Annotated in this window: 11 protein-coding genes; 3 read left to right on the top strand and 8 right to left on the bottom strand. The window is 71.5% G+C overall.

Going from position 1 to position 16,782, the window contains the following annotated elements; all coding sequences use genetic code 11:
• Positions 1-30: 30 nt before the first annotated feature.
• The 5 genes from HW837_RS28130 to HW837_RS28110 all read right to left on the bottom strand — a co-directional run bounded on the left by HW837_RS28130 (position 31) and on the right by HW837_RS28110 (position 8,289).
• Complete coding sequence (locus HW837_RS28130; protein WP_193381588.1) at positions 31-2,031, bottom strand: beta-galactosidase; 2,001 nt, start codon at positions 2,029-2,031, stop codon at positions 31-33.
• Positions 2,031-4,301, bottom strand: a complete 2,271-nt coding sequence (locus HW837_RS28125) for a sialidase family protein (RefSeq protein WP_193381587.1) — start codon at positions 4,299-4,301, stop codon at positions 2,031-2,033. The genes HW837_RS28130 and HW837_RS28125 overlap by 1 nt, the downstream gene beginning before the upstream one ends.
• A gap of 255 nt (positions 4,302-4,556) precedes the next feature.
• Positions 4,557-5,528, bottom strand: a complete 972-nt coding sequence (locus HW837_RS28120) for a carbohydrate ABC transporter permease (protein ID WP_193381586.1) — start codon at positions 5,526-5,528, stop codon at positions 4,557-4,559.
• Complete coding sequence (locus HW837_RS28115; RefSeq protein WP_193381585.1) at positions 5,525-6,577, bottom strand: ABC transporter permease; 1,053 nt, start codon at positions 6,575-6,577, stop codon at positions 5,525-5,527. The genes HW837_RS28120 and HW837_RS28115 overlap by 4 nt, the downstream gene beginning before the upstream one ends.
• Positions 6,578-6,603: 26 nt before the next feature.
• Positions 6,604-8,289 carry an extracellular solute-binding protein gene (locus HW837_RS28110; protein ID WP_193381584.1) on the bottom strand — a complete coding sequence of 562 codons (1,686 nt, stop codon included), beginning with the start codon at positions 8,287-8,289 and terminating at the stop codon, positions 6,604-6,606.
• Positions 8,290-8,674: 385 nt separating this feature from the next.
• Here HW837_RS28110 and HW837_RS28105 point away from each other — a divergent pair, with 385 nt between their 5' ends.
• Positions 8,675-11,527: a glycoside hydrolase family 3 C-terminal domain-containing protein gene (locus HW837_RS28105; RefSeq protein ID WP_193381583.1), complete on the top strand. Its 2,853-nt coding sequence runs from the start codon at positions 8,675-8,677 to the stop codon at positions 11,525-11,527.
• Between the two features lie 145 nt (positions 11,528-11,672).
• Here HW837_RS28105 and HW837_RS28100 read toward each other — a convergent pair whose 3' ends face one another.
• On the bottom strand, positions 11,673-13,169 hold the full coding sequence (locus HW837_RS28100; RefSeq protein ID WP_193381582.1) for an aldehyde dehydrogenase family protein: 1,497 nt from the start codon (positions 13,167-13,169) through the stop codon (positions 11,673-11,675).
• A gap of 206 nt (positions 13,170-13,375) precedes the next feature.
• On the opposite strand from HW837_RS28100, the gene HW837_RS28095 reads away from it, so the two are divergent.
• On the top strand, positions 13,376-13,726 hold the full coding sequence (locus HW837_RS28095) for a hypothetical protein (protein WP_045561413.1): 351 nt from the start codon (positions 13,376-13,378) through the stop codon (positions 13,724-13,726).
• A gap of 28 nt (positions 13,727-13,754) precedes the next feature.
• Here the strand turns inward: HW837_RS28095 and HW837_RS28090 are convergent, their stop codons facing one another.
• Positions 13,755-14,201: an anthrone oxygenase family protein gene (locus HW837_RS28090; RefSeq protein ID WP_045561414.1), complete on the bottom strand. Its 447-nt coding sequence runs from the start codon at positions 14,199-14,201 to the stop codon at positions 13,755-13,757.
• 91 nt (positions 14,202-14,292) lie between these two features.
• On the opposite strand from HW837_RS28090, the gene HW837_RS28085 reads away from it, so the two are divergent.
• Positions 14,293-14,871: a TetR/AcrR family transcriptional regulator gene (locus HW837_RS28085; protein WP_093790228.1), complete on the top strand. Its 579-nt coding sequence runs from the start codon at positions 14,293-14,295 to the stop codon at positions 14,869-14,871.
• A gap of 54 nt (positions 14,872-14,925) precedes the next feature.
• On the opposite strand, the gene HW837_RS28080 is transcribed toward HW837_RS28085, so the two are convergent.
• Complete coding sequence (locus HW837_RS28080) at positions 14,926-16,761, bottom strand: PucR family transcriptional regulator (RefSeq protein WP_045561416.1); 1,836 nt, start codon at positions 16,759-16,761, stop codon at positions 14,926-14,928.
• Positions 16,762-16,782 lie beyond the last annotated feature (21 nt).

Below are 16,782 nucleotides of genomic sequence, written 5' to 3'. Positions count from 1 at the left end.
CCGCTGCGCGGGACCCTGCGCCGGAGAAAGTCATGGGCACGGCTTCAGTACCGCCACGCCGTACCGGCCGAGCGTCAGCGATCCGGTGACGGTCGCCTCCGTCAGCAGGTCGCGGTGGGTACCTGGTACGTCGACGGTGACCTCGTCGCGGCCGTGGTTGAGCACGAACAGCGCCTCGCCGCGCCGCACCGCCTCGACCCCGCCGGGCAGTCCGTCCAGGACCGGCCGTACCCCGGCGTCGGCCGCGATCCGCCCCAGCAGCCGGCGCAGTTCGTCCGGTTCGGGCAGTGTGGAGAGGTACCAGGCGCGTCCCTTGCGCAGCACCGCCGGCAGGCCGTCGAGCTCGCCGCCCTTGTAGGGGACGACCTCGTCGGCGTCCGCCGCCTCGATCTCCTCGGACCACAGCGTCCCCCGGAAGACACCCCGGGCGCCGTCGCACTCGACCTCCTCCCCCGCGTCCAGCGGCCACCACTCGTGCAGGGTGCGGATGCCGAAGAGGTCGCGGAGCCGGGCGTCCATGCCGCCGGGGCGCACCCGGTCGTCCTCGTCGGCGACGCCGGTCAGGAAGCCGCTGACGAGGGTGCCGCCGCCTCGTACGTACGCGAGGAGGTTGTCGACGGCCGCGTCCGTGAGCAGGTAGAGCTGGGGGACGACGACGAGCCGGTGGGCGGAGAGATCGTGCTCGGGGTGGGCGAAGGCCGTGGTGAGGTTCGCCTCCCACAGGGCGCGGTGCCAGGAGCGTACGACCTCGGGGAGATCCACCTCGGACGACAGCCGGCCGTCGTGGGCGCCGGCCCACCAGGAGTTCCAGTCGAACAGCACGGCGATGTCGGCGTCGAGGTGCCGGCCCGTCACCTCCGGCCCGACGACGGCGAGTTCGCGGCCGAGTTGCTTCACCTCCTGGAAGGTGCGGCCCTGTTCGCCCGCGTGAGAGACCATGCCGGAGTGGAACTTCTCCGCGCCCTGACGGGACTGCCGCCACTGGAAGTAGCAGACGGCGTCCGCCCCCCGGGCGACGGCCTGGAAGGACCACAGACGGTTGAGCCCACGGGGCTTGGGATGGTTGACGCCGCGCCAGTTGACGGGTCCGGCGGCCTGCTCCATCAGCATCCACGGGCCGCCACCCGCCTGGGAGCGGGTCATGTCCTGCACCAGGGCGCCGTGCTGCGCGCCGAGCGGGTCACGCGGGTCGGGGTAGATGTCGACCGAGACGACGTCCTCCTCCTCGGCCCACCGCCACGCGTCCTGGCCCACCCACATCGGCATGAAGTTGGTGGTGACCGGCAGGTGCGGGGTGTGCCGGCGGACGATGTCGCGCTCCATGACGTAGCACTCCAGGAGCATGTCGCTCGTGAAGCGTTTGAAGTCGAGCACATGGACCGGGTTCTTCATGTAGTGCGCGCGGCGCGGCGGCAGGATCTCGTGCCAGCCGTCGTAGCCCTGGCTCCAGAAGGCGGTGCCCCAGGCCTCGTTGAGCGCGTCGAGCGTCCCGTACTTCCGCTCCAGCCACGTCCGGAAGGTCCGCGCCGCCTCGTCGCCCCAGTCGTAGGTGCAGTACTCGTTGTTGATGTGCCACATCGTGAGGGCCGGGTGGTCGCCGTAGCGGGCGGCGAGATCCTCGGTGATGGCGGCGGCGTGACGGCGGTACACGTCGCTGGAGTGCGAGAAGTGCTGCCGGGAGCCCCACCACTCGACCTGGCCGTTCTCGTCGCGCGGGAGTGTCTCGGGGTGCAGGCGTCCCAGCCACGGCGGCGGGGAGGAGGTGGGGGTGGCGAGGACGACGCCGACGCCGCCCGCGTGCAGCAGGTCCATCAGCCGGTCCAGCCAGCCGAACTCCCGCGCGCCGGGCCGGGGTTCGAGCTTCGCCCAGGAGAAGACGCCGACGGTGACGGAGTTGACGCCCGCATCCCTCATCAGGCGTACGTCCTCGTGCCATGTCTCCTCGGGCCACTGCTCGGGGTTGTAGTCCCCGCCGAAGAGGATCCGGCCCCGGGTGGCGTCGGCCAGGCTCGGCCGTGCGGGACCGGCCATCAGACCGGGTCCCCGTACTGGATGCCGCGCCCGTTGGTGGCCAGGTAGACGCGGCCGTACACGCGCGGGTCGCCGACGACGACCTCGCCGGTCCAGCCCCACTGGTGGGCGTCGTCGTTGATCCGGGTCCAGGTCTTCGCGCCGTCGTCGGAGCGGAGGACGGCGGTGCCGGTCCCCGTCGAGCCGACCTGGTAGATCGCCGGGTAGTCGGCGCCGGCGGCGGCCTTGCCGAAGCCGAGGGTGTGCGAGGCCCGGCAGCTGTCGACCTTCACGAAGGTGACCCCCGCGTCGGTGGACCGGTACAGCCCGTTGTCCTTCACGCTCAGCCACAGGTCCCCGCCGCGTCCGGGGGCCGCGACCAGCTTGAACTGGCTGTCCCCCCGCGGCAGTCCGGTCGCCCGGGCCACGAAGGAGACGCCGCCGTCCGTGCTGGCGTACAGCGTGCCCGTGTCGGTGTCGTAGGCGTAGAAGCGCGTCCGGTCGACCGGGTCCGCGACCGGTGTGGCGCCCTTCGGGAAGGAGTCGATCTCGGTCCAGGTCGCGCCGTGGTCGGCGGAGCGGTGGGCCGGGTACTTCGTGCCGTCCCAGTGCACGAAGGACCACAGCAGCACACTGCCGTCGGCGTTGACGGCGATCGGCCCGGGCGCGTCCTTGGCGATGGCGGGCTGGGCCACGAAGGGGGCCCAGGTCCGGCCGCCGTCCTCCGAGTGGGCGCCGTTGCCGTGGTCGCCCCAGCCGCTGCGGACCACGTACGACGGCTTCGCCGAGGCCTGCGCGAGTCCCGTCGACGACCCGAACACCGGGTTCGACGCCATGCCGCGCGACGGGGACGCCGTGAGGCGTTCGTGGTACATCGTGCCGATGTCACCGGATCCGCTCAGCAGATGCGCCTGCCCGACCGGAGGCGAGATCAGCTGGCGTACGGACGTCTCCTCCAGCCCTCGGATCTGCGGCGCCCAGTGCTTCAGGTCCCGGGTGCCGTAGAGGGTCGCGCCGGTGCCGTACACGAGATGCCGGGAGTCGTACGGGTCGAGGGCGAGCGCCTGGATCCACCAGCCGAACTTCGGCTTGTCGGCACCCCACTTGAGATAGGGGGTCTCGGACACGTCGAGGACCGCGGAGTCCTTGAGGGACGTCCAGGTGCGGCCGCCGTCCGTGGACCGGAACAGGGTGTCGATCTCGGCCCAGCGGTTGTTGGTGGACACGACGACCGTGCCGGGACGGCGGGCGTCGACGGCGACCCCGCCGTAGCCGAAGGTGTCGCTGCCGCCGTCGGTCGTGGTGCCGCCCGGCTTCACCGGGGTCACCTCGGCCCATGTGCCGGTGGTGGTGCGGAGCTTGTGCACGCTGCCGTCGGACTGGCCGTTGGGACCGGGGGCGTCGGCGTACGTCACGTACAGCTCGCGGGTGTGCCGGTCGTACGCGGCGCGGATCGGGACCCTGGCGGCGGTGCCGGTGGGGCGGCCGGGGACGGCTTCCCAGGTGGTGCCGTCGGTGGTGCGGTAGAGGTTCGCCGTCGCGGAGGTGCCGTCCGCGTCGCCCCAGCCGGCGTAGAGGGCGCGACCGGCGGCCACCAGCAGGGTGACGCCCTGGCCGGAGCCGCTCGGGGTCGCCGGGAAGCCGGTCGCGGGCGCCCAGGTGGCGCCCCGGTCCGTCGATCTGAGCAGGCCGTCGTGCCGGGTGCCCAGCCACAGGGTGTCGCTGTCGCGCGGGTCGACGAGGAGACGCTCGCCGGCGCCCCGGCCGTCCTCGTTGGCGCCGAGCTTGACGGTGAGGTCGCTGCGGGCCCAGGTGGCGCCGCGGTCGTCGGAACGCAGGATCGCGCCGTTGCCGGCCCAGGGCTGGGCGTAGGTGCCGAGGGCGAGGTAGACGCGGTCCGGGTGGGCGGGGTCGAGGGCGATGGCCTCCACACCGAGGAGGTTCCAGTCGTCCCAGCCGAGGTGGTCCGTCAGCGGGATCCAGCGGGCCCGGCGGTCGTCCCAGCGGTAGGCGCCGCCGATGTCGGTACGGGCGTAGGCGAGCCCGCGCCTGGCCGGGTGGAAGAGGACGCCGGTGACGAATCCGGTGCCGCCGATCACCGCGTTGCGCCAGCGGTAGCCGCCGGCGGTTTTGCGGGTTGGGGCCGCGGTGGTGTGGGGCTCCGCGTGGGGCTCCGCCGCGAAGGGCTCCGCCGCGTGGGCCGGGGTGCCGAGGGTGGGGAGGGCCGTGAGGGCGGCGGTGGTTGTGGAAGCGGCGAGGACGGTGCGGCGGGTGGGGTGGGGGGTGTGCATGGGATACCTCGTTCGTACGGGGAGGGGGTGGGTGGGCGCCTGATGACTCGGGGGGCGGGCGGTGCGAGGGCGGGTGCGGCGCGGTGGGGCTTCTCGCGCAGTTCCCCGCGCCCCTGAAAAGCAGGGGCTGCGCCCCGTGCTTTTCGGCCCGAAAGGGCCGGAGGCCCTTTCGGGGGCGCGGGGAACTGCGCGAGCAACCACGAACCACCCGCATCCGCCGACGAACCCGAACCCCCGAGTCCATGGGCGCCCCGGTCAACCCTTGACCGCGCCGGTCAGCATCCCCTTCTTGAAGTGCTTCTGGACGAAGGGCGAGAGCACGGCGACAGGCAGCAGGGCCATGACCATGACCGCCATCTGGATGGCCAGCGGCGAGAGTTGGCCGGTGTTGATCTGGGCGGAGAGCCCGACGGGGCGTTCCTGTTTCTGGACGAGCTGGATCATGACGTTCTGCAGCGGCATCATGTCCTGGTCGGTGAGGTAGATGGAGGCGTTGAACCAGGCGCTCCAGTAGCCGACCGCGTAGAAGAGGGCGATGACCGCGAGGACCGCACGGGAGAGCGGCATCACGATCTGCCACAGGATGCGCCAGTCGCCGGCCCCGTCGATGCGGGCGCTGTCGATGAGTTCCTGCGAGATGCCCATGAAGAACGCGCGCAGGACCAGGATGTTGAAGACGCTCACCGCGCTGGGGAGGATCAGGGCGAGGTAGGTGTCGGTGAGGCCGAGGCCCTGGACCAGGAGATACGTGGGGATGAGGCCCGCGCCGAAGAACATCGTCGCGAGCAGGGTCATCAGGATCCAGCGGTGGCCGAGCGAGCCGACGCGGGAGAGGCCGTAGGCGCACAGGACCGAGACGGTCATGCTGAACAGGGTGCCGACGAGGGTGATGCCGACACTGACCAGGGCGGCCCGCTGGACCTGGCCGCCGCTGAGGAGTTCCTGGTAGGCGATGAAGGTGATGCCCTTGGGGACGACGACCAGACCGCCCGCGTCGTCGATGGTCTTCTTCGTCTGGAGGCTGGTGACGATGACGATCCACAGGGGGAAGAGGATCGCGAAGCAGGCGAAGCCCAGGGCGATGCCCTTGCCCGCGAGTCCCGCCTTCGCGGGTTCCTCCTCCCAGACCGGGCGGGGCGGCGCGGCCCAACGGCTCGGCTTCGGCGCCGTCGGCCGCCGGTCGGCCTGCTCGGCCGTCCTGCCCGTCTCGTCGACGAGTGCGCTCATTTCTTGTACACCCCCTGCTCACCCATGAGATGGGCGACCTTGTTGGCGGTCAGGACCAGCGCGAGGCCGACCACGCCCTTGATGAGTCCCGCGGCGGCGGCGTAGCTGAAGTCCTGGTTGCGGATGCCGTTCCACCACACGTAGGTGTCGAGGACATCGGAGGCGTCGACGCCCACCGCCTGCCGTTGCAGGAGCAGTTGTTCGAATCCGACGGTGAGGGCGTCGCCGACGCGCAGCACCAGCAGCAGGGCGATCACCGGGCGCAGGGCGGGCAGGGTGATGTGCCACATGCGCCGCCAGCGGCCGGCGCCGTCCATCGCGGCGGCCTCGTACAGGTCGTGGGAGACGGAGGAGAGCGCGGCGAGGAAGACGATGATGCCCCAGCCGGCGTCCTTCCAGATCATCTCGACCGTGACCAGGTACTTGAAGATCTCCGGGTTGGTCATCAGGTCGAAGCCGTCGTAGCCGTGCTGGCGGAGCGTCTGCGCGATGACGCCGGCCCCGCCGAAGATCTGCATGAACACGGTGACGACGAGGACCCAGGAGAAGAAGTGCGGCAGGTACATGATCGCCTGGGCGACCGCCCGGATCCGGGGCCTGACGATGCTGTTGATGAGCAGCGCGAGCAGGATCGGGATGGGGAAGAACAGCACGAGTTGGAGGAAGAACAGCACGAAGGTGTTCTGCACCGCGTGCCAGAAGGCCGAGTCCGCGAAGATCCGTTCGAACTGCTCGACGCCGACCCAGGGGCTCTGGAAGATGGCGACGAAGCCGTTCTCGCTGAGGTACGGGTCGTAGTCCTGGAAGGCGACCACATTGCCGAGAATCGGTATGTAGTTGAAGACCAGGATCAGCAGGACGGCCGGCAGCGTCATCAGGATCAGCGTGCGGTCGCGCCGGAATCTGAGGCGAAGGCCCCGCTTGCCCGCGCGTCCGTCTCCCCCCGACGGGGGCCGGGCCCTGGACCCGGCGGCGTCGTCGGACGCCACCGGGGTCGTCTCGGGGGTCTTGGCCCCGGCCCTCGACCGGGGCACCGTGCTGTGGGACACGGCCTTCTCCTTGCCTCGGCCCCGGGTCAGTTCGCCGAACCGGTGTCGTCGAGCAGCTTCTTGTACCAGTCGCGCAGGCCGTCGCCGCCCTTGCTCTTCCAGTCGGACACCGCCTGCTGGACGTCGCTGATCTTCTTGCGCCCGCGCACGACGTCGTCCTCCAACTGCTCGAAGTTGTCTGCGAGGTTGGCCCAGCGGTTCGGCTCGGTGATGGTCAGCCCGAAGAAGGAGGTCTTCTTGGTGAAGGCGCCCATGCGCTGCTGCCACTCGACCATGCCCTTGGTGACCTCGGGGAAGTCGGGGTAGGCGACGTACGGGGCGGGGTTGCCGGTGTAGTCGTATGCGCCGTTGACCTCGTTGACGCCCTGGGTGGTCTTGACCGGCAGGCCCTTCTTCGTGTCGTAGTCCGTGCCCTCGACGCCGTAGGAGGTGAGCATGAACTCCTTGGTGCCGTAGGGCGCGGCGCAGTAGTTGGCAAGGGCGAGGAAGTCCTTGATCTGCTGCTCGGTCGCCTTCTTGCTGACGAAGGTGAAGATGTTGGCGGGCTGCACCGCCCACAGGCTGGGGTCGCCGCCGTCGGGGCCGAAGATGTCGAACGCGGCCATGTCGAAGTCGGAGTTCTGGGTGGCCTGTTCGGAGACCGAGCCCCACCAGGCGGAGATGTTGTCGTTGAAGACCAGGGACTGACCGGCGGTGAACCGGTTCCTGGCGCTACCGCCCGCCTTGCCGGAGACCGCGTCCGGGTGGACCACGTCGGCGGCGTAGAGCTTGCGCACCCACTCCAGGGCTTCGAGGTACTCCTCGGTCTCGACGCGGTTGACCAGCTTGCCGTCGACCATGTTCCACCACAGCGCCTTGTCGCTGCCGGGGAAGACGCTGTAGATGTTGAACGCCGTCCACTTCATGTCGTCGCAGGCCCACACCTTCGACTTGGCGTCTGTGGCCTCCTTCGCCCAGGACAGGAACTCGTCGGGACTGGTCGGGACGCTGTAGCCCTTCTTCTCGAAGATGTCCCGGCGGTACATGGGCGCGATGTCGGTGACGTACGGCGCGGGAAACGGGATCGCGCGCAGCTGGCCGCCGAAGATGCCGCGCTGCCAGGCCTCGCTGGGGACGGCCGCGAGGTTCGGGTAGTCCTTGACCTTGTCGCCGGAGAGGTACGGGCCGAGGTCGGCGAACTTGGCGTTGATGGCGCTGGGTATCTTGCCCATCAGGTTCCAGCCGGGGACGACCACGACGTCGGGGATGTCGCTGGAGGCGAGGACCGCGCCGAGCTTCTGGTCGTAGGTGACACCGTCCTGGTTCTGCCAGGTGACCTCGACGCCGACGGCCTTGTTCATCGCCGTGTAGTAGGGGTTGTCACCCTTCGGCGGGGTGCCCCAGAACGGTGCCATGACCTTGAGCCTGCCGCCGCTGCCGAGCGCCTTCGGGACCGAGGTCTTCAGGTCGGCCGTGGCGATGGCCTTGCTGAAGCCGGCCGCCGAGCCGTTCTTGGCCGGGATGTCGGGCGCCACGACGGTCGACGCGACGAACGTCGGAAGGATCTTCTGCGCGTCCTTGCCCGACGTCGTGCCCTCCTTGCGGCCTTCCTGCGAGCCGCCGCAGGCGGACAGCAGCGGCACACCCCCCGCCACTACGGCGGCGGCGACCGCCGTGGAGGCGAGGAAGCTTCTCCGGCTGGGCGCGGCGGAGGTGGCGGAGTTCGGCGTCATTGCGTCAACCCTTCATGGCGCACACCAGGACACCCGGCGGTGGCCGTCGGCTGCGGTGTCTGAGTGGATCTGGCTGTGCTGAAGCGGTGAACCCTCGGGCGGCGGAGGGAGGTGAGCACGCGAAGCGTTTCCCTCCACAGTCGAAGCGCTTCGATGTTGCTGCGAGGTTAAGTGAACGACCGGGGGTGCACAAGGGTCGATTCCCAGATTCCTCGGCGGTGCGGACGACCGGAACACCCCCCTCCGACCTTCGATATCTCGGCCTGTATGACGGCGAGGAAACGGATCTGTTGCGCCTTGGTCTCTTGACACCCACCCCACGGTCGAATGAGCATCGAAGCGCTTCGAAAGCGCCTCGCCGCTCCACCGCAAAGGGATGCCCAACGTGACCGCACAGACGACGCCCACGCCGCCTTTCCGCGATCCGCAGCTGCCGCTCGCGAAGCGCATCGACGATCTGCTCCAGCGGCTCACCCTGGACGAGCGGATCGCGTTCCTGCACCAGTTCGCCCCCGCCGTCGACCGGCTCGGGGTGGCCGCCTTCCGCACCGGCCAGGAGGCCCTGCACGGCGTGGCCTGGATGGGCCCCGCGACGGTGTTTCCCCAGGCGGTGGGCCTCGGCGCGACCTGGAACGACGACCTCGTGCGTCGCGTCGGTGAGGCGGTGTCCACCGAGGTCCGCGCGATGCGGGCCCGCGACGACCGCATCGGCCTCAACGTCTGGTCCCCCACGGTCAATCTGCTGCGCCACCCGCTGTGGGGCCGCAACGAGGAGGGCTACTCCGAGGACCCGAAGCTGACCTCGGCGATCGCCACCGCCTACACCCGCGGCCTGCGCGGCGACCACCCCACGTACTGGCGCACGGCCCCCGTACTCAAGCACTGGCTGGCGCACAACAACGAGACCGACCGCTCCACCACCTCCTCCTCGGTCCGCCCACGCGTCCTGCACGAGTACGACCTGCGCGCCTTCCGCGAGACCGTCGAGGCGGGGGCCGTCGCCGGCGTCATGCCCGCGTACAACCTGGTCAACGGCCGCCCCAACCACGTCTCGCCCTATCTGGCCGAGCATCTGCGCCGTTGGACGGACGAGCATCTGCTGGTCTGCTCGGACGCGGGCGCACCGTCGAACCTCGTCGACTCCGAGCACTACTTCGCCACCCACGAGGAGGCGACCGCCGCCTCGCTGCGCGCCGGGGTCGACAGCTTCACCGACCACGGAACCGAGAGCGCGACGATGACCGGCCGCATCCGGGGCGCCCTGGACAAGGGCCTGTTGACCGAGGAGGACATCGACGAGGCGGTCCGCCGCCAGCTCTCGGTCCGCTTCCGCCTCGGCGAGTTCGACGGCGACGCCGACCCGTACGCCGGGCTCACGGACTTCGACACCCCGGCCCACCGGGACCTCGCGCGGGAGGCCGCCGAGCAGGCGGTCGTCCTGCTGAAGAACGAGGGCGACCTGCTGCCGCTCGCGGCCGACACCCGGATCGCCGTCGTCGGGCTGCTCGCCGACGAGTGCAAACTCGACTGGTACAGCGGCACCCTGCTGCACCGTTCCACCCCGCTCGAAGGGCTGTACGACCGTTTCGGCGCCGAGCGCGTGACGTTCGCGGAGGGCGTGGACCGCGTACGGCTGCGGGCGCTGTCCACCGGCGCGTTCGTCGCCGTGCCCGAGGCCGCCGAGGCCGACGACGAGGTACGGGGCGCGGAGGGCGCCCTCGACCCGGCGCTGCTGGCCGGCCGTACCGACCTGCCGCCGCTCACCACCGACCCGGACGGCACCGAACTGGCCCTGGTCGACTGGGGCGAGGGCGTCCTCACCTTCCGCGCCCCCGACGGCCGTTACCTCTCGGTCGCCGAGGACGGGTACCTGCGCGCGTCGGCGGACCAGCCGGGCGGCTGGATCGTCCAGGAGACGTTCAGCCTGGAGCCCTCCGGATCCCACGGGAACGGTCACCTCCTCAAGCACACAGGGACGGGCCGGTACGTCACTGTCGGCACCGACGGCGTGAAGGTTGCCGACGAGAATCCGGAAATCTTCGAGCTCATGGTGGTCCAGCCCGGCGAGGAGGCCGTCACCAGGGTCGCCGCCGAGGCCGACGTGGTCCTCGTCGTCGCGGGCAACGACCCGCACATCAACGGCCGCGAGACCGAGGACCGCACCGGCCTCGCGCTCCCCGCCCACCAGGAGCGCCTGCTGCGCGCGGCCCGCGCCGCCAACCCGAACACCGTGCTGGTGCTGGTCTCGGCCTATCCGTACGCGGTCGACCCCGCCGACCTGCCCGCCGTCCTGTGGACCGCGCACGGCGGCCAGGCCGTCGGCACCGCCCTCGCCCGGGTCGTCGCCGGCGACGTCTCCCCCGCCGGCCGCCTCCCACAGACCTGGTACGCCTCCGACGCGGACCTCCCCGGCCTCCTCGACTACGACGTGATCGGCGCCCTTCAGACGTACCTCTACTTCGAGGGCACCCCGCTCTTCCCGTTCGGCCACGGCCTGTCGTACACGGAGTTCGCGTACGGAAACCTGGTCGCCCAGACGGGCGATGACGGCCTGACGGTCTCCTTCACCGTCACCAACACGGGAGCGGTGACCGCCGACGAGGTCGCCCAGCTGTACGTCCGCGCCGCGGACCCGTCGGTCCCCCGCCCCCGCCGCGAACTGGCCGGCCACCGCCGGATCACCCTGGCCCCCGGCGACTCGACGGAGCTGACCTTCCGACTCCCGCTGTCCGTCCTGGAGTTCTGGGACGTGGCCCACAGCACCTGGCACCTGGAGCCCGGCGCGTACGAACTCCTCGCCGGCGCGTCGAGCGAGGACATCCGCCTCCGTACGACCGTCACGGTCGAGGGCGAACCGGTGGCTCCCCGCCCAGTCGTCACCCACGGCCTGGACGCGGCGGACTTCGACGAACAGCGGGGCACGGAGATCGTCGACCGCACCAAGGTGTCGGGCGACGCCGTGACGCCGACGGACGGCGGCTCCGGTGAACTGCTCTTCCGCAACTGCGACTTCGGCGCGGGGATCACGTCCGTCGAGGTGGAGGTGTCCGGGTCGGGCACCGTCGAGTTCTCCCTGGTCGGCGGCCCGGTCCTCGCGACACTGACCCCGGAGCGCCCCACCGGCGACCCGTACGCCTACACCACGGCGCGCACCGGCGTGACGGCCGCCGGCGTGCACGACGTCCACCTGAAGCTGCGCGGCCCACTGCGGCTGGCGCACGTCGGCTTCTCCGGTTGAGGGTCCGGAAGCAGGCCGACACACAGAAGGGGCCCGGCACCGGAAGGCATCGGTGCCGGGCCCCTTCATCCCGGGATCTGCCCCCAGGCTACCTGAAAACGATTGTCAGATGCTAGGGGTGGGGCGGGGTGATCTCAGTGGTGCGTCAGAGCTGGATCCCCGTGAGGACCATGACCCGCTCGTAGGTGTAGTCGTCCATCGCGAACTTCACGCCCTCGCGCCCCACTCCGGACTGCTTCACACCGCCGTAGGGCATCTGGTCGGCCCGGTAGGACGGCACGTCGCCGATGATCACGCCGCCTACCTCCAGCGCGCGGTGGGCTCGGAAGGCGGTCTGCAGGTCGTGGGTGAAGACGCCCGCCTGGAGTCCGTACTTGGAGTCGTTGACGGCGGCGAAGGCCTCGGCCTCGCCGTCCACCTTGCGCACGGTGAGGACGGGCCCGAAGACCTCCTCGCAGGAGACGGTCACGTCGGCGGGCACGTCGGCCAGGACCGTCGGCGCGTACGTGGCGCCGTCGCGCTTGCCGCCGGTGAGGAGGGTGGCCCCGGCGTCGACCGCCTCCTGGACCCACGCCTCGACCCGCTGGGCGGCGTTCTCGTCGACCAGCGGCCCGACGTCGGTGGCGCCGTCGGAGGGGTCGCCGGTCACCTGGGCCTCGACCGCGGCGACGATGCGCGGCAGCAGCCGCTCGTACACGGACGCGTCCGCGATCACCCGCTGCACGGAGATGCAGGACTGGCCTCCCTGGTAGTTCGAGAAGGTCGCGATACGGCTCGCGGCCCAGTCGAGGTCCTCGTCGCTCGCGTAGTCGGCCAGCACGACCGCCGCGCCGTTGCCGCCCAGCTCCAGGGTGCAGTGCTTGCGCGGCACCGAGTCCATGATCGCGTAGCCGACCTTCTCGGAGCCGGTGAAGGAGATCACGGGCAGCCGCTCGTCCTGGACGAGGGCGGGCATGCGGTCGTTGGCGACGGGGAGGATGCTCCAGGAGCCGACGGGCAGGACGGTCCCTGCCGCCACTCCCGCCACTCCCGTCGCGCTCGCCGTGTGGGCCTCGGCCTCGGCGAGCAGCTCTCCGATGATCAGACCGGAGAGGGGGGTGGCCGGGGCGGGCTTCAGGATGATCGGCACGCCGGCCGCGATCGCCGGGGCGATCTTGTGAGCGCAGAGGTTGAGCGGGAAGTTGAAGGGCGCGATACCGAGGACGGCGCCCTTGGGGAAGCGGCGCGTGAGGGCGAGGCGGCCCTGGCCGCCGAGGTCGGTGTCGAGCCGCTGCGCCTCGCCGCTGTTGAACCGCCGGGCCTCCTCGGCCGCGAACCGGAACACGGACACGGCCCGGCCGACCTCGCCGCGCGCCCACTTGATCGGCTTGCCGTTCTCGGCGGAGATCAGCTGCGCGATCTCCTCGGTCCGCTCGACCAGACGCCTGCTGACCCGGTCCAGGACCGCGGCCCGCACGTGCGCCGGCGTCGCCGCGAACTCGTCCCGCACGGCGTACGCGGCGGCCACGGCCTCTTCGACCTGCTCGTCCGTCGGCACGCTCACCCTGCCGACCGACCGGCCGCCCCAGGGCGACGTCACATCGAACGTGGTCTCACCGCTGGCCTGACGGCCGGCGAGCCAGAAGGCGTGAGTGGCGGTCATAGTCGTTCCCGGCCCTTCGATAAATGACACTTCGACGTCCGCTCCACGGTAGGGCCGACACGGCCGGGGGTCGCTTGTCCGGCACGTATGAGAAGGGCCGGGTGTTACGCCAGTTTGGACGGGTGGGGGGACTGCGGCGAGCGGATGAGGGGCAAGCGGGGCGCCTGGGGGCATCTCTCCGCCATGCCACCTGCGACGATTTCCCCGTGAGCCATGACCTTGCCGTGTGGGCCGGTGCGCGCCCGCTCGACGACGACCGGGCCGGCGCGGTCTACGACGAGCTCTACGAGCGCTACCTCGATTCGGACGACGAGGTCGTGCCGCCGGCCCCGCCCATCGTGGCCTACGTCGAGGCGCTCCTGGAGCGCTACCCGGATGACATCGACGGCGACATCGTCTGGGCGTCCCCGCCGGTCATCAACGAGGCCGCGGGACCTTTCGTGTACCTGCTCATGTCCTACAGCAGGGCCGAGGAGGTCTCCGAGTACGCCGCTTCGGTGGCACGCGCGCACGGGCTCGTCTGCTACGACCCACAGGGAGAACGCCTGCTGACGTGAGCCGCCCGCGCGGTGTCGCCGCTCGGGCTCAGGTCAGGGCCGCGACCAGCAGGGTGAGGGCCGCGACGATGACGGCCACGCGGGCGTAGTGGAAACGGTCCCAGCGGGCCGCCTGCTGTTTCCAGTCCTCGGGGCGGTTCTCGGGCGTCCAGGTCCTGCCCCGGTTGTTGATCGGGACGAGCAGCAGCAGCGACATGATCACACTGACGATCAGCAGCCCGCCGGCGGTGACCACGAGGCCCGTGCCGTCGTGCTCCCGCCCGGCGACGGCCCAGACCCCGACGAGGACCAGCGAGGTGATGTACCAGACCGGCATCACCGCGCCCAGCATCCGCCCCCCGTGGGCTCGGCCGAGCACCACGCTGTCGTCGGGGAGCGCGTTGAGGATCGGGTTGATGACGAAGGCGACCGAGAACTCCACCCCCACCATCAGTCCGGTGACCACGATGGTGAACACCGCGAGTGCGTCGAGCATGACGAGCCCTCCAGGAATCTAGCGCCGCTAGCTGATGAGGCAACGCTAGTACTGCTGCTGCTCGATTGTCTAGCAGTGCTAGAATCGGGTCATGTCGGTACAGGAACGCAAGGAGCGCGAGCGGGCGGGCCGCGAGCGCCTCATCGTGACCACGGCCCGCGAACTCGCCGAGCAGCAGGGCTGGGACGCGGTCACCACCCGTCGGCTCGCCGAGCGCATCGAATACAGCCAGCCCGTCCTCTACAGCCACTTCCGCGGCAAGCGCGAGATCATCGGTGCCGTCGCCCTGGAGGGCGCAGCCGAGATGGCGGCGGCGCTCAGGGCAGCGGCCTCCGCCGCCGACGGCCCCCGCACCCGGGTCACCGCCCTGGCCCGCGTCTACCTGGACTTCGCCGAACGCAACCCGGCGGTCTACGACGCCATGTTCCAGCTCGACGGCGGCCTGGCGTTCGCGCAGGAGGACACGCCCGAGCCGCTGAAGGACGCCTTCGCCGCCCTGCTGGAGAACCTCAGCGAGGTCGCCGGGGAGGGAGTCCACCCCGCCCTCTTCACCGAGATGTTCTGGGCGGCCCTGCACGGCCTGGCCACCCTCACCCGGGCGCGTCGCCTCCCGCCGGAGGACACCGAACGCAGGGTGGAGCTGCTGGTGGACCGGCTCGCCATGTTCTGACGGCGGGGGGGACGCGACCTACCACCTGCCGCAGCCCACCCCCTGCCGGGTGGGCTACTCCCCCGCCGCGGCCGTCGCCTTCAGCGCCAGCCACAGCTCCATCCGTACGTCCGGATCGTCCAGGGACCGGCCGACGATCTCCTCCACCCGGCGCATCCGGTACCGCAGCGTGTGCCGGTGCACCCCCAGGTCCGCAGCGGCCGCGTCCCACTGTCCGTGGCGCGACAACCACGCCCGCAGCGAGGCGACCAGATCCCCCCGCCCCGTCGCGTCGTGCTCCCGCAACGGGCGGAGCAGGCTGTCGGCGAAGGCCCGTACGGCGTCGTCCCCGAGCAGCGGCAGCACCGACCCCGCCGCCAGCTCCTCGTGCTCGACCAGACAACGCCCCCGGCGCCGAGCCACGGACAGTGCCTGCTCGGCCTGCTTGTACGCCGCGGCCGCCGCGATCGGCCCGGCGGGCGCGGACAGCCCGACGACGAGCTCCTCCTCCTCGACCGGACCACCGGCGGCAGCGGACCCGGGCACCCCGGCCCCGGTGGACGACGCGCCGGCGGACACCGGATCCCGCCCCGCCGCCCTGGCCGTCTCCAACGCCACCGCGAACTCCCCGCACGCGGCGACCGCCGCACCCCCGTCCACGGCGAGCACGACGAGCCGCTCCCCGTCGGGCACCACGAGCACCGCCTCCCCGGCACGCGCCGCAGCCGCCTCCACCACCTCGACGAGCTGCCCGAGCAGTTCCCCGCCCGAGTCACCCCCGACGGCCCCGCCCGCCGAGACCCGTACGACATCGGCGGCCACGCCCGCAGCCGCACCCCCCGCCCCGGAGGCACGGGCCCCTTCCCTGCCCCTGCCCCCGCCGGCGACCGCGGCCCGAGCCTCTTCCCCGGCCACCCCCTCCGCGGTACTCACCGCACCCACCGCCCCTTCCACCCGCGCCCGCGCGGCCGAAGCCGACGCCGCCTCCGCGAGGATCAGCCGGAACGGGGCGTCCAGGAGGTCGCCGTACAGATCCCCGGCGACGGCACGCGCGTGGTCGCACTCCCCGGCCAGCAGCATGCGCAGCACCGCCGCGCCGATCCGCTGCTCGGCGGCGTACAACGGGCGCGACCGTTCCGTCGTGAGGGTGAGGAGGGCGATCGCGGAGTGGACGGCGTACCGCTCGGCCGTCCCGAGGGCCGCCGCCGTGCCGACGGCGAGGGCGGCACGGGCCCGGCGGCCGGTGCCGAGGGAGTGCAGTTCGACGCGGTCCTCGCCGCCGACGACCGCGCTGGCCGGAGCGGGCCGGTCCCGCAGCCGTTCGACGTCGGCGACGAGCCGTCCGGCCCGCCGCTCCGCCCACTCCGGCGCCACCGCGACGACCGCGCCGGAGGCGTCGTACAGCGCCGCCCACCCGTCGACCTGCCCGGCGAGCGCGCCCAGCAGCCCTTCGGGTCCGGCGGTCAACGCCTGTCTGGTGAGTTCCCGCTGCGCGGCGAACCCGGCCGTCACCGCCCGGTACTGCTCGGCGGCGATCGCGGCCGACACCGCCTTGCTGATGGCCAGGAAGGGCGTACGCCGGGGCACTTCCAGGAGGGGCAGCCCCTCCCCCGAGGCCGCGTCGACGAGCGCCTGCGGGATGGCCTCGTAGTGCACCCCGACGGCGAACCCGAGCCCCACGACCCCGGCGCCCGCGAGCCTGCGCACATAGCGCCGCATCGCCTCCGGATCCTCCGCGTCCAGCTTCAACGCGGTGATCAGCAGCAGCTCCCCGCCCTCCATGTACGGCACGGGGTCGGCCAGCTCACTGGCGTGCGCCCAGCGCACCGGCACGTCCAGGCGGTCCTCGCCCGCCCGCACGGTCAGCTTGAGCGCGGAGTGGTGGACGAGCGAGGCGAGCGTCGGGGGCATGGGACCTTCAGGTCGACGTCG

It is taken from the genome of Streptomyces caniscabiei, from assembly GCF_014930365.1.
Classification (GTDB): domain Bacteria; phylum Actinomycetota; class Actinomycetes; order Streptomycetales; family Streptomycetaceae; genus Streptomyces; species Streptomyces caniscabiei.
Note: the sequence above shows the minus strand (reverse complement) of the source record. Positions and strands in the feature narration are given on the sequence as shown.

Excerpts from the sequence above, each read along its gene's own strand:
- HW837_RS28090 (WP_045561414.1), bottom strand. The coding sequence starts at position 14,201 with ATGCTCGACGCACTCGCGGTGTTCACCATCGTGGTCACCGGACTGATG.
- HW837_RS28100 (WP_193381582.1), bottom strand. The coding sequence starts at position 13,169 with ATGACCGCCACTCACGCCTTCTGGCTCGCCGGCCGTCAGGCCAGCGGT.
- HW837_RS28085 (WP_093790228.1), top strand. The coding sequence starts at position 14,293 with ATGTCGGTACAGGAACGCAAGGAGCGCGAGCGGGCGGGCCGCGAGCGC.
- HW837_RS28130 (WP_193381588.1), bottom strand. The coding sequence starts at position 2,031 with ATGGCCGGTCCCGCACGGCCGAGCCTGGCCGACGCCACCCGGGGCCGG.
- HW837_RS28110 (WP_193381584.1), bottom strand. The coding sequence starts at position 8,289 with ATGACGCCGAACTCCGCCACCTCCGCCGCGCCCAGCCGGAGAAGCTTC.
- HW837_RS28080 (WP_045561416.1), bottom strand. The coding sequence starts at position 16,761 with ATGCCCCCGACGCTCGCCTCGCTCGTCCACCACTCCGCGCTCAAGCTG.
- HW837_RS28120 (WP_193381586.1), bottom strand. The coding sequence starts at position 5,528 with ATGAGCGCACTCGTCGACGAGACGGGCAGGACGGCCGAGCAGGCCGAC.
- HW837_RS28125 (WP_193381587.1), bottom strand. The coding sequence starts at position 4,301 with ATGCACACCCCCCACCCCACCCGCCGCACCGTCCTCGCCGCTTCCACA.